This window comes from Flammeovirga kamogawensis, from assembly GCF_018736065.1.
GTDB classification, from domain to species: Bacteria; Bacteroidota; Bacteroidia; order Cytophagales; family Flammeovirgaceae; genus Flammeovirga; species Flammeovirga kamogawensis.
Map to the genome: position 1 here is coordinate 1131921 of NZ_CP076128.1, position 15865 is coordinate 1147785.

General features: G+C 32.9%; 16 protein-coding genes. 7 read left to right on the forward strand and 9 right to left on the reverse strand.

The annotated features are described in order from the left end of the window. Nucleotides 1-39 precede the first annotated feature (39 nt). The 6 genes from KM029_RS04480 to mce form a co-directional block, all read right to left on the reverse strand. Complete coding sequence (locus KM029_RS04480; RefSeq protein ID WP_144075576.1) at nt 40-1353, reverse strand: acetyl-CoA hydrolase/transferase family protein; 1314 nt, start codon at nt 1351-1353, stop codon at nt 40-42. A 34-nt stretch (nt 1354-1387) separates the two neighbouring features. Next, nucleotides 1388-2689 (reverse strand): sodium ion-translocating decarboxylase subunit beta, encoded by a 1302-nt coding sequence (locus KM029_RS04485; protein ID WP_144075577.1) that lies wholly within the window; start codon nt 2687-2689, stop codon nt 1388-1390. A 29-nt stretch (nt 2690-2718) separates the two neighbouring features. Then, nucleotides 2719-3138 (reverse strand): biotin/lipoyl-containing protein, encoded by a 420-nt coding sequence (locus KM029_RS04490; RefSeq protein WP_144075578.1) that lies wholly within the window; start codon nt 3136-3138, stop codon nt 2719-2721. A 12-nt stretch (nt 3139-3150) separates the two neighbouring features. Further along, complete coding sequence (locus tag KM029_RS04495) at nt 3151-3510, reverse strand: OadG family protein (protein ID WP_144075579.1); 360 nt, start codon at nt 3508-3510, stop codon at nt 3151-3153. Nucleotides 3511-3519: 9 nt separating this feature from the next. Continuing rightward, the gene (locus tag KM029_RS04500; protein WP_144075580.1) at nt 3520-5082 is read right to left on the reverse strand and encodes an acyl-CoA carboxylase subunit beta; all 1563 of its coding nucleotides are present in this window, start codon (nt 5080-5082) and stop codon (nt 3520-3522) included. Between the two features lie 423 nt (nt 5083-5505). After that, nucleotides 5506-5910, reverse strand: coding sequence for a methylmalonyl-CoA epimerase (gene mce / locus KM029_RS04505; RefSeq protein ID WP_144075581.1), 405 nt, complete (start codon nt 5908-5910; stop codon nt 5506-5508). Between the two features lie 402 nt (nt 5911-6312). Between mce and meaB the strand changes: the two genes are divergently transcribed. Both meaB and arsC read left to right on the forward strand, forming a co-directional pair. Continuing rightward, a complete protein-coding gene (gene meaB, locus KM029_RS04510) occupies nt 6313-7347 on the forward strand; it encodes a methylmalonyl Co-A mutase-associated GTPase MeaB (RefSeq protein WP_240050332.1) in 1035 nt (344 codons plus the stop codon). Between the two features lies 1 nt (nt 7348). Further along, on the forward strand, nt 7349-7687 hold the full coding sequence (arsC, locus tag KM029_RS04515) for an arsenate reductase (glutaredoxin) (RefSeq protein ID WP_144075582.1): 339 nt from the start codon (nt 7349-7351) through the stop codon (nt 7685-7687). Nucleotides 7688-7729: 42 nt separating this feature from the next. Here the strand turns inward: arsC and KM029_RS04520 are convergent, their stop codons facing one another. After that, nucleotides 7730-9922 (reverse strand): SpoIIE family protein phosphatase, encoded by a 2193-nt coding sequence (locus KM029_RS04520; RefSeq protein WP_144075583.1) that lies wholly within the window; start codon nt 9920-9922, stop codon nt 7730-7732. Between the two features lie 130 nt (nt 9923-10052). On the opposite strand from KM029_RS04520, the gene KM029_RS04525 reads away from it, so the two are divergent. The 4 genes from KM029_RS04525 (at nt 10053) to KM029_RS04540 (ending at nt 13269) form a co-directional block, all read left to right on the forward strand. Next, nucleotides 10053-10970, forward strand: coding sequence for an ROK family protein (locus KM029_RS04525; RefSeq protein WP_144075584.1), 918 nt, complete (start codon nt 10053-10055; stop codon nt 10968-10970). Nucleotides 10971-11091: 121 nt separating this feature from the next. Next, nucleotides 11092-11652 (forward strand): phosphoribosylglycinamide formyltransferase, encoded by a 561-nt coding sequence (purN, locus tag KM029_RS04530; RefSeq protein WP_144075585.1) that lies wholly within the window; start codon nt 11092-11094, stop codon nt 11650-11652. 126 nt (nt 11653-11778) lie between these two features. Next, a complete protein-coding gene (locus KM029_RS04535) occupies nt 11779-12489 on the forward strand; it encodes a YebC/PmpR family DNA-binding transcriptional regulator (RefSeq protein ID WP_144075586.1) in 711 nt (236 codons plus the stop codon). Nucleotides 12490-12651: 162 nt separating this feature from the next. Then, on the forward strand, nt 12652-13269 hold the full coding sequence (locus KM029_RS04540; protein ID WP_144075587.1) for a hypothetical protein: 618 nt from the start codon (nt 12652-12654) through the stop codon (nt 13267-13269). Between the two features lie 70 nt (nt 13270-13339). On the opposite strand, the gene trxA is transcribed toward KM029_RS04540, so the two are convergent. Then, the gene (gene trxA / locus KM029_RS04545) at nt 13340-13660 is read right to left on the reverse strand and encodes a thioredoxin (protein WP_126612660.1); all 321 of its coding nucleotides are present in this window, start codon (nt 13658-13660) and stop codon (nt 13340-13342) included. A 103-nt stretch (nt 13661-13763) separates the two neighbouring features. After that, the gene (locus KM029_RS04550; RefSeq protein WP_144075588.1) at nt 13764-14342 is read right to left on the reverse strand and encodes a nitroreductase family protein; all 579 of its coding nucleotides are present in this window, start codon (nt 14340-14342) and stop codon (nt 13764-13766) included. A gap of 250 nt (nt 14343-14592) precedes the next feature. On the opposite strand from KM029_RS04550, the gene KM029_RS04555 reads away from it, so the two are divergent. After that, nucleotides 14593-15777, forward strand: a complete 1185-nt coding sequence (locus tag KM029_RS04555; protein ID WP_144075589.1) for a proline dehydrogenase family protein — start codon at nt 14593-14595, stop codon at nt 15775-15777. Nucleotides 15778-15865: the final 88 nt, after the last annotated feature.

Sequence of the window (15865 nt, forward strand, 5' to 3'; positions counted from 1 at the left end):
AGTGTGTTTATATATACAATAATAAAATAAACCTAGCTATTAAACTAACTCAGGCTTAAGACCTGCGTAAGCTGAATAACTTCTACCGAAACGTTCTTTTGCCTCTTTCTCTAATGCTTCTCTATGCATTGGGTGGGCAATTGATATTAATGCTTTAGCTCTTTGCACTAAATTTTGACCAAATAAATCAGCAATTCCGTATTCTGTAACTACAAAACGAGCATGGGCTCTTGTTGTAACTACTCCTGCTCCTTGCTGTAAGAATGGTGAAATTTTAGATATTCCTTTATTAGTAATTGATGGTAAAGCTGTAATTGGTTTACCTCCTTCTGAAAGTGCTGCCCCACGCATAAAATCCATTTGACCACCAACTCCAGAGAACATTCTAGTTCCTATTGAATCTGCACAAATCTGTCCTGTTAAATCAACTTCTATAGCTGAGTTAATGGCTGTTACTTTAGGATTCTGACGTATTACTGCCGTATCATTTACATAAGCAATATCCATCATTTCAACCTCAGGGTTATCATCCATAAAGTCATACAAACGGCGCGTACCCATTGCAAATCCAGAAACAATTTTATGAGGATTCACCTTTTTATTAGCTCCATTTACAATCCCTTTTTCACAAAGATCAATCAACCCTTCTGAGAACATTTCTGTATGTACTCCTAAGTTTTTATGATTATGCAAATAAGTAAGTACTGCATTTGGAATACCTCCTATACCCATTTGAAGTGTTGCCCCGTCTTCAACTAAAGTAGCAACATGAGCTCCAATTTGTTGTTCAACTTCTGACGGTGCAGTAAATTTCATCTCATAAATAGGCTCATCTACCTCAACAACTGCATCGAAACGATCAATATGTAAAATACCATCACCCATACAGCGTGGCATTTGTTTATTTACCTGAGCAATAACTTTTTGTCCTTTTTCTATAGCTGCTACAATAATATCAACTGATACGCCTAAAGAACAATACCCATGTTTATCTGGAGTAGATACATTTACCATCACAACATCTAGAGGTAATACATCTCTTCTAAAAAGGTTAGGTATATCACTTAAAAAAACGGGTATATATTGAGCATTTCCAGCCCATACTTGCTTTCTTACATTGCCACCAATAAAGAAACAGTTTGTTTTAAAACTTTCGGTGTATTGTTCTTCTGCATACCCTGCATATCCTTCTGTATGTAAATGAACAATTTCAACATCTCTTAATTCGTTTGCACGAGCCGTCATAGCGATAGTTAATGCCTGTGGAGTTGCCGCTCCGCCTTGAATACATACTCTATCTCCTGACTTTATTATTTTTACAGCCTCATCAGCTGATACGTATTTAGTTGCCATAATATATTGTGTGTTTATTTTCGAGGTTAAGAATTTACAAACTTGAGAAATACGTTAAGAAACTCATTAAAATACCTGCTGCCACTGCAGAACCAATTACACCAGATACGTTTGGTGCCATTGCATGCATTAATAAGTGATTCGTTGGGTCCGATTTTAAACCTTCTTGCTGTACAACTCTTGCAGAATCTGGTACAGCAGACACTCCTGCCGCTCCAATTAATGGATTGATTTTATTACCTCCTTTTAAGAACACATTCATTATTTTAGCAAATGCTAAACCTGAGAAGGTTGCCACTGCAAACGAAGCTGCCCCTAAGGCAAAGATTTTCATAGAATTTAATGTGATAAATTCACTTGCTTGAGTTGATGCCCCAACTGTAACTCCTAAAAGAATTGTTACAATATCTATCATCGACGTTCTTGCCGTATTTGCTAACCTTTCTGTGTGTCCCGATTCTTTTAATAAGTTACCAAAGAACAACATTCCTAATAATGGTAACGCACTTGGAGATATGAAAGTAGTTAAAATTAAGCCTACAATAGGGAAAATGATTTTCTCTGTTTTTGAAACCGTTCTTGGTGGTTTCATTTTGATTTTTCGTTCAGCTTCCGAAGTCATTAAACGCATAATTGGTGGCTGAATTACTGGTACTAAAGCCATGTAAGAGTAAGCTGCAATTGCAATGGCTCCTAATAAATGTGGTGCTTCTTTAGATGATAAGAAAATGGCTGTTGGACCATCTGCACCACCTATAATACCAATTGATGCCGCTTCTTTTAAATCAAAACCTAAGGCTATTGCACCAATGAATGTTAAGAAAACACCTACCTGAGCGGCTGCGCCTAACAACATTAATTTAGGGTTGGCTATAAGTGATGAGAAATCCGTCATCGCTCCAATACCTAAGAAAATTAATGGTGGGTAAATACCTTTCTGAACACCAAAATATAAGTAATTTAAAACAGAACCGTCTTCATAAATACCAATTTGATTTCCAGCGATAAATGGAATGTTACCAATAATAACACCTGTACCAATTGGAATTAATAATAAGGGTTCATAATCGTATTTAATAGCGAGGAATATAAAGAATAAACCTACACAAATCATGGCAAAGTTAGGAAGAGTTAGATTTGCAAAACCTGTTAAACTAATAAAGTTAGTTAGTCCTTCTAATGCCATTGTACCAAAACCTGGGGTAGATGCCGCCACTGCTTGAGTAGCTACCTCTCCTAATGTTTGATTATTAATAAATACCTCTGCTGCATTAGCTGATGCCCACGCTAACAGAATGGTAGTTATTGCTCCGAAAACTATTAATAAGCGTTTCATAATTGTATCTTTTTAGTAATTGAAACAACTTAAGCCATCTCTACAAGTACTTCGCCTTGTAGTAAAGATTGCCCTTCAGAAACTTTAATTGAACCAATAGTTCCATCATGCTCTGCTAATACATTGTTTTCCATTTTCATGGCTTCCATCGTCATTAACAAATCACCTTTTTTCACAACATCTCCCTCTTTTACTTTTAAAGAGATGATTGTACCAGGAAGTGGTGCTACTACATTGGATTGCTTTGCCGAACGAGTGATTGCCTTTGGAGCAGCTGTTCTTGGTGCAGATGAACGCACAAGTTTAGGAGTTTTAGAAGATTTCACTTCTTTCTCCATTTCCACTTCATAAGGCGTTCCATTCACTTCCAAACTTATTGTTTGTCCTTCTACATTTGTAATCTTAACAGCATAATTACTACCATTAACATTAAATTTATATTTTTTCATTTTACTTCAGAATTAACGATTAAGCTGACTACCATGAACTGCATAAATTTTAGAGCTCCAAGGAGAATAAGCCTTCTTCACTTTTTGAATTGTAAGAATAGTATCCTCATCATCATGAGCTTCTTCGATATAGTTGTAAATCGCTGCTGCTATTACTGCGTTTACCTCGCCAGATGCATTGGCTACTTTTGGCCCTTTAACTTCTTCTACTACCTTCTTTTTAGGTTCTCTGTTTATCCAATTCATAATGACTGGCATTACATAAGAAAACACTAAAAATAAGATAGTTAACGTAAGGAATACTAAACCTAAACCTACTAAGGTTACTACTAATCCCTCCTCTATTGCTACACTGATTGATTGATGTTCCATGTCTTTATGTTATAAAGGAATATTAGAATGTTTTTTAGGAGGATTCACTTCTTTTTTGGTAGCGAGTAAATCCAATCCACGACAGATTCTAAAACGAGTATTTCTTGGTTCAATCACATCATCAATAAAACCATATTTAGCTGCTTGATACGGGTTTGCAAACTTATCAGCATACTCATCTTCTTTCTCATGAATAAACTTCTCTCTTTCTGCTTCATCCTCGATTTTTCTAATTTGTCTTCCTTCAAGAACTTCCACAGCACCTTTAGCTCCCATAACAGCAATTTCTGCCATTGGCCAAGCGTAATTCAAATCACCTCTTAACTGCTTAGAACTCATTACATCATGTGCTCCTCCGTAAGATTTTCTTAACGTAATTGTAATTTTTGGCACTGTTGCCTCTCCATAAGCAAATAATAATTTTGCTCCATGTAAGATAATTCCACCGTACTCCTGTCCTGAACCTGGTAAGAATCCTGGAACATCAACAAGTGTTATAATTGGGATATTAAATGCATCGCAGAAACGTACAAAACGAGCTGCTTTTTTTGATGATTCAATATCTAAAACACCAGCTAAGAAAGAAGGTTGGTTGGCTACAATTCCCACTGGACGTCCATTAAAACGAGCGAATCCTGTAATTATATTTTTTGCATAAGCTCTATGCATTTCTAAAAACTCTTCATTATCCACAATCATATGGATGACATCAAGCATGTCGTATGGCTTATTTGGGTCATCTGGAATAACCTCATTCAGTTGATCTTCTATTCTATCAAATGGATCATCACAAGGAATAATTGGCGGTTCTTCCAAGTTATTTGATGGCAAGAAACTAATCAGTTTTCTAATTAAAAGTAAAGTTTCCTCATCATTTTCTGTCATCATGTGAGCTACACCAGATTTAGAAGCGTGCATATTCGCACCACCTAAATCTTCTGTTGTAATCACCTCTCCTGTTACAGACTTAACTACCTTAGGTCCAGTAACAAACATATAAGATGATTGATCTGTCATTAGTATAAAATCAGTTAATGCTGGAGAATATACAGCACCACCCGCACATGGGCCTAATATTGCAGATATCTGAGGAATAACCCCCGATGCAGAGATGTTTCTTTGGAAGATTTCCGCGTAACCCGCTAATGACCTAACGCCTTCTTGTATACGCGCCCCACCTGAATCATTTAATCCAATTACAGGTGCTCCAACTTTCATTGCCTGATCCATAACTTTACAGATCTTTTGTGCAAAAGTTTCAGAAAGTGATCCACCAAACACAGTAAAATCTTGAGCGAATACATATACAACCCTACCATCAATAGTACCGTGTCCTGTAACTACGCCATCCGATAAATATTTTTGCTTATCTAAACCGAAAGATTTAGTACGATGCGTCACAAACATATCATACTCTTCGAAACTACCTTCATCCAAAAGCATATCGATTCTTTCCCTAGCTGTTAACTTCCCTTGGTCATGTTGTTTCTCAATACGTTTTTCGCCACCACCCAGTCTGGCTTCATTACGTTTCTCTACAAGTTCTCTGATCTTGTCTTTGTTAGTACCCATAATACGTTTGCCTATTAAGGCAGTTTAAATATAGGTATTGCAATTAATGTCGAATACCTATATGTATAAATAAATGTGTTACTTTTTCTTTACTTTCAAATAGTTCTTCTCAAGAGATACTGTGTCAAGAGTATCGGTAATAGATGACTGTAAAATTTTAGTCATATACTTGTCCTTTTTAGAAGAACATACTGTGTTTATTTTTTTGCCTTGGTTATTGGTCTTTTCCATCTTCTTGTTAATTAATTGTTATTCGAGTTAGTAAAATCATTGACTATGCGTTAAAACATAGCCAATGAGTTACTGTTGTTGTTAATAATGGGGACATTTTTCTCAATGTTGTTATTTCATACTTATAATTGTTAATTTTTAGTATGTCCCTCGTTGCCCTGGTTAAGGTTAATGGTTGTGTTAAAAAAATCGTTATTTCTTTTCGCAAAGTTCTGTAAGAACTCCATGAGTTGATTTAGGATGCAAAAAAGCTATATCTAAACCTTCTGCTCCACTTCTAGGTGTTTTATCTAATAATCGAACACCTTTCTCTTCTGCATCTTTCAAATTTGCTTCGATATCTTTTACTGCAAAGGCCATATGGTGCATACCTGGTCCTTTTTTAGCAATAAACTTTCCTATTGGTCCATCTTCTGCTGTAGACTCTAATAATTCAATTTTAGTATCGCCTACTTTAAAAAATGCAGTTTTGACTTTTTGTTCTGCTACTTCTTCTATAGCATAACATTTTAGTCCTAAAACTTCTTCGTAATACTTAATTGACTCTTCTAAGTTTTCTACTGCAACACCAATGTGTTCTATGTGTGTTATATTCATTATTCTGTCATTTTATGTTAGTTAATAACTTGGCCTGTGATAAGCATATTGACCTTTATTATTTAATGTAAATTTGACACATAGCTACCGTTTATGAAGTAACATTCGTCATCTATTTTATAATTAAATATCATTCAAAATTAGCCCCTATAAATATCTATAGTAAAATCAAAGATCTAATTACTTACAAGTCAGATTATTAACATGTTTACAAAAATCATCTTTTTTAAATTTTTAATAATATTTACATAGTTGAAATAAAAATAAAAATATTCGATTTTACACTTATAAAAGTAAAATCAGACTTTTTTATTAAAAATAAAGTACTTTATATGTAAATTAGCAATTGAAAATATGACCTGTGATAAGCAATTTTCAGCAAAAATTTAAAATTCAACTGCAATGGAAACAAATGTCTTATCACAAAGCGATATGAAATATAGAAGAAAAAAAAGATTAACTCCCGAAGAATATGCTAAAGGTGTTATCGATGGAAATCGTGTTATATTAAGTAGAGCGATTACCTTAATAGAAAGTCGTCACCCTGATGATTTAATTCTAGCCGAAAAAGTTTTAGAACTAATTTTACCTTATACAGGTGGTAGTCTTCGTGTAGGAATAACAGGTGTGCCTGGTGTTGGGAAGAGTACTTTTATTGAATCATTTGGCAAATATATTACATCTCGATCATTAAAATTAGCTGTTTTAACTATCGACCCAAGTTCACAAATAAGTGGCGGAAGTATATTGGGCGATAAAACTAGAATGGAAGAATTATCTAATGATCCTTTAGCCTATGTTCGTCCTTCGGCAGCAGGTAATGCACTGGGTGGTGTAAACCATAAAACCAGAGAGACAATGTTACTTTGTGAAGCTGCGGGTTTTGATGTTATACTTATTGAAACAGTTGGTGTAGGACAATCAGAAACTACCGTTAAAGGAATTGTAGACTTTTTCTTGTTACTTATGCTAGCTGGTGCTGGAGATGAACTACAAGGCATTAAAAGAGGTATTATGGAAATGGCCGATGCAATTGCAATTACTAAATGTGATAATGACAATGTACGCCAAGGAAAACTTGCCAAAGCTGAATATCAGAATGCTTTACATTTGTTCCCTCCATCAGAAACTGGTTGGTCTCCTAAAGTTATGACGTGTTCTTCTTTACAAAATGAAGGTTTAGATAAAGTTCTAGAAGTAATTTTATCGTTTGAAAAACACATGAAATCAAAAGGTTATTTTGAGGCAAACCGACAACAACAAAATTTACATTGGATGCATGAAACCATAGATAATTATCTAAAAAGAGCCTTTATAAACAATCCAAATGTAACAGAACAAATGGATACCTTGGAAAATGAAGTAATTCAAAATAAATTGCCAGCTATTGCAGGTGCAAGAAGATTAATTGAATTATTTAATAAAAAGATAGATTAGTATGGTCACAATATGGCATAACCCAAGATGTTCTAAAAGTAGAGAAGCACTCCAACTTTTAAACGACAATGGAGACGATGTACAGATACGAGAATATTTAAAGGAGCATCCATCAAAAGATGAAATTGTAGCATTATTATCTCTTTTAAAAATCAAACCTCTTGATTTAATTAGAAAAGGAGAAGCTATTTATAAGGAGAACTTCAAAGGTAAAGACCTTTCTGATGATGAGTACATCAGTGCAATGGTTGAATACCCAAAATTAATTGAAAGACCGATTGTTATTAAAGATAATAAAGCCGTAATAGGAAGGCCGCCACAATTAGTATTAGACCTTTAACAAAAAAGCTGTAATTGAAATCAATTACAGCTTTTTTGTTATTTAAATTTTTATACCGATCACCAACATATCATCAATTTGTTCCCACTCCCCTTCTTCCATCCAACTATTGATAGTATTGGCTAAAATCTCTTTCTGTTCTGAAGAAGATAAATTGGCTATCTGAACATAGAGTTCCCTTAACCTCTTCACCATAAACTTCCTCGTTTTTACACCTCCAAATTGATCTTGATACCCATCTGTAGCCATAAATAAATTATCGCCTTTTTCTAATAACCATTCATGTTCTTCATAAACTAGATCCAGTTCACCACCAATTGATTTTCTAGTTCCAGCTAGTTTATGGATGGTATTATCACGAACAATATGTAATGGGTTTTTAGCTCCTGCATATTTCAAAATATTTCCTTTAATTGCGATTAAAGTCATATCCATTCCATCATTATTATCGTTGGTATCTTGTTGGAGATTTCTAACAACAATATTATTAAGTTCAGCTAAAATTCTACCCGGAGATAAAATCTTTTTACCACGAACTATCTCATATAATGAACTCGATGCCATCATAGACATTAGTGCCCCTGGTACTCCATGGCCAGTACAATCAATACATGCATATATTTTCCAACCTTCTTGCTCTGTGAACCAATAAAAATCGCCACTTACAATATCTTTAGGCTGGTTAAAAATAAAGTTATCAGGAAAAGCACTTGTAATTCCTTTATCAGAAGGTAAAATTGATGATTGTATTAAATGTGCACTTTTAATACTACTTGAAATCTTAACATGCTGATTATTTAACTGCTTACCTTGTTGCTTAGAATGTTCTAAAGTATCTCGTAAAACATCATTCTTAATTAATAATTCAGAGTTCACAGATTCGACTTCAATATTAGCCATTTCTAGTTCTCTAAAAGCACTCGAAAGCTTTAAATTCAGCTTTTTTGTTTTTCGCTGATTCAAATAAATATAATACGTAAATATAAGTAGTAGCACAACGATCACGATACTCATTTCAATAAACTTTTTCTGTTCATCAAGTTTCTTAGAATTGTCATGATCTCTTACCCTTAATACATCATTTTGTTCTTTCTGCAATTCAACTTCATGAAATGCTTGCATGTCTGCAACGGCTGCTGTTTTTTGCTGATTAAATAAGCTATCAGATAAATTTATTGACTTCTGAAAGAAATAAATAGATTGATCTTTATTTATATGTTTTAACGTAAGTGCTAATTTTAAAGACACTTGATATTCAAAATCTAGAAGACCGTTGTTTTTACTAATTACATATGCCCTTTCATAAGCATCGTATGCATTTGTGTAATCTTTTAGTTTGTAATAATAATTACCTATTGATAAGTAAGAATTTAGCTTTGGTTGAGGGAATTCTTTTTTATTTGATTCTCTAACCGTCAAAAGAAATATCTTCTTTGCTAATGCCATATCATTTAATCCCATGGCAAGTTTACCTTTCAATAAAGACAAATAAATAAATCCTTCAAAGTCTTTATTCATTGTAAAAACCTGCATCTTATCTAATCTAATCAACAGATGTCTCAAAGCATCAAATTCATTAAACTCGTAATGAATATCTGCCATGTTCAACAATGCATTAGCTTTTATATAATCCAAGTTTTCATTTTGATCATCAATATCAATTGCTAAAATTTCTTTAAACACCTCGAAAGCATGGATGTATTCCTTATGTTGAAAATAAATAAATCCAATATTATTTAAGGTATAAGCTAGATCAATTACATCTTCATTTTGCAATTGAATCTCATAGGCAGTCTTTAATAAATTTAAAGCCGTCTCTGTTTTACCCTGAGATGTATATAATGTAGCTAGATTTGTATTTGCTTTTGATATGTAATCAAACTTTAGTTTATCCTCTGATAAATTTAAAGCTAATTGGCAAAACTGTTCCGCAGAATCTAATTTGCCAATATCCTCATAATAGGTGCAATATTTAGAAGCAATATCAAACTGTTCCTCAAAAGTACCCTCTTCATCTAATAGATGTAAATGATCGTCTAGATAGTTTTTTGCACTATCTAAATACCCCTTTACTAAAAAGGCATTAACTTTCTTACTGTCGTATTTATTAAATAGACTATCGTTTATAATTGAAGTATTGCCCGAGTTTTTATCTCCGGTTGCTGCGTTCAATGATAAGCCAAATAATAGTAGTAGAAATAGAATTATATGTTTAAAAAATCTATTATAAGCCATTGTTCAGATCAAATCTCGACTAAAAATAGTGAAATAGTTAGAAATAAACTTCATTAATATGAAGAAAATGTGAAAATGATTTATTAAAATTATATATCAAACATTTTTTTACTCCTATAATAATTTAAAAATGAAGCAATTCTTAGGTGTTGATATTGGCGGTACTAATGTAAAGTTTGGAGTTGTAGACTCTGATGGCAATATCATTAAAAAGAAAAAATACCCTACTAAAGAAGTTTCTGAAGGTGGTGATTTCTGTGGTAATTTTTCTAAACTACTCGCAAAAAGACTCGCTAAGTACCCAAATGTTGCTTCTGTTGGTATTGGTATACCAGGTACAATATCTGCCGATGGTCAATCTACTTTAGATCTTCCAAATGTTCCTTCATTATCTAGACAGCCACTTGTTAAGATCTTAAAGAGAGATTTCCCTTCTTTACCAATAGCAATGGATAATGATGCTAATGCAGCTGCACTTGGTGAACTTCATTTTGGATTAGATGTCGTGCCTAAAACATACATTTTCATAACACTTGGAACAGGTGTTGGCGGTGGATGCGTTATAAATGGTCGTGTTTTTAAAGGTGGTGATGGTAACGGTTTAGAAATTGGTCATATTATTTCTAGTACAGGCAAAACTATTGAACAAAACATTGGTAAAGCTGGTATAATAGAAATGGCAACTAAATATATAGATGAAGGGAAATTATCAACTTCACTTGTTAAGGGTGAATTTGATGCAAAAGCGGTTGCTACAGCTGCACACGAAGGAGATAAAGTTGCTTTACAAGTATTCCATGATATGGGAAAATATGTTGGTGAACTTATAGTTTCTTGTGTCAGAATCCTTGATATTAAATCAATACTTATTGGAGGGGGTGTCTCTGAAACATTTGACTACTTAAAAGGCAATATGTATAATGTTATAAATAGCTTCTTACCTGAATATTATACTAAAGATCTAGATATTCAATTGGCAACTTTAGGAAATAATGCTGGTATTTTAGGAGCAGCATCAATTGGTATTGATCAGATAAGTTTAGATTAACTTTGTATTGATTAAGATATATAGCTAAAAGCATTGAACTTATTAAGGTTTAATGCTTTTTTTTGTATTTACAAGATTAATGAAATTATGCACTTATATTTGCATAAACTAAACTAAGGATATGACAAAGATTGCAATTTTTGCTTCAGGCACAGGATCAAATGCTTTAAAAATTATTCAACATTTTTCAGATAAAAAAAATGTTGAGTTCGTTGTATTATCTAACAATAAAGATGCAGGTGTATTAGATAAAGCAAAAAGTTTGGGAGTTGAAGGCCATTATTTTCCAAAATCATCTTTTAATAATGGCACTGTTTTAAATTTTTTAGCTAAAGAAAAAGTAGACTATGTTATTCTTGCTGGTTTCTTACTTTTAGTAGCAAAAGATATTCTTGATCATTTTTCTAATAAAGTAATCAATATCCACCCTGCCCTATTACCTAAATATGGAGGAAAAGGAATGTACGGAAGTAATGTACACAAAGCTGTAGTAGAAAATAAAGAAGCTATTTCAGGTATTACTATCCATTATTGTAATAGTGAGTATGATGAAGGTCAATATATTTTACAAGCATCTACCTCAATTTTACCATCAGACACTCCGGAAGAAGTTGGTGCTAAAGTACTTAAGCTCGAACATTTCTATTTCCCAAGAGTTGTAGAACAGTTATTAGGAGAATAATTAGTTCTATTGATTTTTAAAAACTGTAATCTTTACCTTAAATTAGAGGTAATTCACAGTATAGAATTATGATTTGAGATACTTAAATGTATTTTTGCATATAAATAACAAAATTTACTAGAGAAAATGGGAAGAGCATTTGAATTTAGAAAAGGAAGAAAAATGAAAAGATGGGCGCATATGGCTAAAGCTTTTACGCGCCTTGGAAAAGATATTGTAATTGCGATTAAAGAAGGCGGTTCTTCTGATCCTGATTCAAACTCTAGACTTCGTGCAGTTTTACAAAACTGTAAAGCGGAGAACATGCCGAAAGACAACATCGAGCGTGCAATAAAAAGAGCAACTGATAAAGATACTTCTAATTACGACGAAAGGTTGTTTGAAGGCTATGGCCCTCATGGTATCGCTGTTTTAGTAGAAACGGCAACTGATAACAACAATAGAACTGTTGCTGCTGTTAGAAGTTATTTCACAAAAACTGGTGGTAGCTTAGGTACATCAGGTTCTGTAGAATTTATGTTTGATCACAAATGTCATTTTAAAATTGCAAAAGGTGATCTTGATGTAGAAGAATTAGAGTTAGAATTAATAGACTTTGGTGCTGAAGAAGTATTTGAAGAAGAAGAGGATATCATTATATATGGTGAATTCCAAAGCTTTGGATCTCTTCAAAAGGCATTAGAAGAGCAAAAAATTGAAATTATTAGCTCAGGTCTTGAAAGAATACCAACTGTAACTAAAAAACTTACTCCTGAAGAGGAAGAAGATGTTGATAAATTATTAGAAAAATTAGAAGAAGATGATGATGTGCAAAATGTATATCACTCTATGGGATAATTAATTCTATAATATACTTTTCTAAAGGTCTCTTATTATTAATCTAATAAGGGACCTTTTTTTTTATAAAAATACAAGCTATTAACACTGTACACCTTTGATAATAAGTTAGTAATCACTAATTTCTATTATATTAATTTTAAACCTATTACTTAACGTATTATGAAATTACTTTGGAAAGTATCCTTACTTATTGGACTAACTGTCTTATGTTTCTCATGTAAAGATGATGATGATGACCCTTCTTTAAAAGATGCTAATCCTATTTATTTTGCCTCTGATGGAGAGGTTGAAATTGATGATGTAGGAGATGTCTACCTACAACTCAGTTTTGATCATTCTGCTAAAACTGTACGCATTGTTGCAAGAACTGCAGAAACCGGATCAGCACCTAATATAATCCCTGCTCTAGTACTTGATATCACACAAAATATTACAACTGTATCTAAAAGTGATGATTATAAATACACTATAAATGTAGATAAAGGTGCTACTTATACTACAAGTTTTAAAGTTGCTACAGGTTGTATACCATCTACAATTGATCCTGGATTTAGTGCAGGACAAGCACCCGCTTCTTTTGTGATCGAAGACTTTGTAGAATGGGATAATTCACAAGGTAAATACTACATGGATGCAAGTAAAGTTATAGACTTGCTCCAAGGTATTGATCCAAATTATGGAAATGGTGGAGATCCTGGATTTAGCAACACTCCTAAATTCTGGCAATCAACTGGTTCTATTAAAGGTTGCGAAGAAATGCCTACAACGTTTAATTAAAATAGAATTAAGCATAAAAAAACACCCACTTGTAAAAAGGTGGGTGTTTTTTTTGTGATGTTACAGTTTTCTATAACTGAGCAGAAACTTTTGCTTCTAACTCATTTTTAGCAACTGCTCCAATAATTTTGTCAACTGCTTCTCCGTTTTTGAATACCAACATTGTTGGGATAGAACGGATACCAAATTTTGCTGCAGATTGAGGGTTTGCATCAACATCTAATTTACCGATTACAGCATCTGTTAATTCAACTGCTAATTCATCGATAACTGGTGCCATCATAAGACAAGGTCCACACCAAGTCGCCCAAAAATCTACTAATACTGGTTTATCTGATTTTAATACTACTTCTTCGAAGTTAGCATCTGTGATTTCTACTGCTTTTCCCATAGTAATTTAATTAATCGAGTTCATATGAACAAATTATCATACTTTCAGTTATAACAGGTATAACGAAGGTAATTTTATTTGGTTGCACAAATGTAGTAAAATTTCAATCATTCACCCAAGTTACTTTATCAGTAATGACTCCCCTTTTCCCATCTTTTTTTGTAGTTACCACTTTACCAATATAAAAGAGTCCTAAAAGTTGATCTTCTTCTCTCAAACCAAAGAATTCTTTTGCCTCTTTAAACTTTACCATTCCTCCAGTACTCCAATAGGCTCCATATCCCATTTCAGTAACAGTTAGTGCCATATTTTGAACAGCACAAGCTACAGCTTCTACTTCTTCAATTACAGGTATCTTTTTATTGTTACCTCTCTGCATAATTATAGCAATAACATGAGAGGACTGTAAAGGCAATCTTTTAAGTTTTTCATATCTTTTCTCATCAAACTCCGAAGCATTTGTGTTTTCTTTATAAATTTCACCTTGAGCTTCTGATAAAGATTCTAATCCATTCCCCGCAAAAACAAAAAATCGCCACGGTTCTGTCATTCCATGATTAGGTGCCCAATTTGCATTTTCTAATATTACCTCTATATCTTTTTTAGGTATTTCTCCTTCAATAAATTCATGCGGATAAAATGATCTTCTACCTTTTATTATTGCTGAAATTTCACTTGCCATAATACTCCTCTTATTATTAATAATTATTTACCTAAAATAACTTATAAATTTTCATTTTTAATCACAAAAAACTAAGAAATATGAAATCATCATATTACTTTTGTGTCTATTATACACATAATATAATCATACTTACAAAAAGGGAGTTCTTTACACTGTTTTCCCTAACAAACACACACTTTTCAATTTGATAGAAATATAATTATCAAATATACTAATCATATTATGAACGCAATTAAAACGTAAAACTATGGTGGACACATCTACAGTAAATTTCGAAAACACACAGACGGCTTTTGCATGGAGAAATAATGCAGAACTGAAACAAACTTATGCATTATTTACGATGATGCATTCTCCAGGTCTTGTAAAATTTGGTACTTCTCTTTTAAATATGGCTTTTACACTTAGGTTACCTATTAAAACCATAGTGAAAATGACTTTATTTAAACAATTCTGTGGCGGAGAAACTATAGAAGATAGCTCGGAAACTATTGACAAATTAGGAAGCTATCATATTGGTTCAATTTTAGATTATTCTGTAGAAGGTGCACAAAATGATAAGAGCTTTGATAAAACAGAGGCTGAAATCATTAAAACAATCAAAAAATCTGCTCAAGATGATAATGTACCTTTTTCAGTTTTTAAATTAACTGGTATTGCTGCTGTTGATTTACTTGAAAAAGTTCATGCTGGTGAAATCCTTAGTGGAGAAGATGAGCTACAGTGGAATAAGGTTGTTAGTAGAGTAAAAAACCTCTGTAAAACAGCTTACGATCATAATGTGAGAATTTTTATTGATGCAGAGGAAACTTGGCTACAAGACCCTGTTGATCAGTTAGTTTACGATATGATGCGACTGTATAATAAAGAAACAGCAATAGTTTACAATACATATCAGATGTATTTAAAAAGTAAACTTGAACAATTGAAAAGTGATTTTGAAAAAGCTCAAGAAGAAGGTTTTATATTAGGTGTAAAACTAGTTAGAGGTGCATACATGGAAAAAGAAGGGGAAAGAGCACAAAAAATGAACTATCCGAACCCTATCCAAGATACTAAAGAGGCTACTGATAAAGATTATAATGCTGCAATTGCTTTTATAATGGAAAATAATAGTGGCTTTGCTTTATGTGCTGGTTCACATAATGAAAAAAGTAATCATTTGCTCGTTGAGTTAATGAATAAATATGGAATTGCAGATAATAATGTAAATTTCTTCTTTGCCCAGCTTTTTGGAATGAGTGATCACATTTCATTTAACTTATCAAAAGCTGGTTACAATGTTGCTAAATACCTTCCTTACGGTCCTGTTAAAGAAGCTTTACCTTACTTATTTAGGAGAGCAGAAGAAAATACTTCTGTAGCAGGTCAAGCAAGTAGAGAATTAACTCTTGTATCAACTGAGATTAAAAGACGTAGTTCTGAAAAATAAATAATGATTTTCATCATTTAAAAACCTCTTTTATATGTAATTAATACATTATAAAAGAGGTTTTTTCATATTTGATATTTCAAAATTT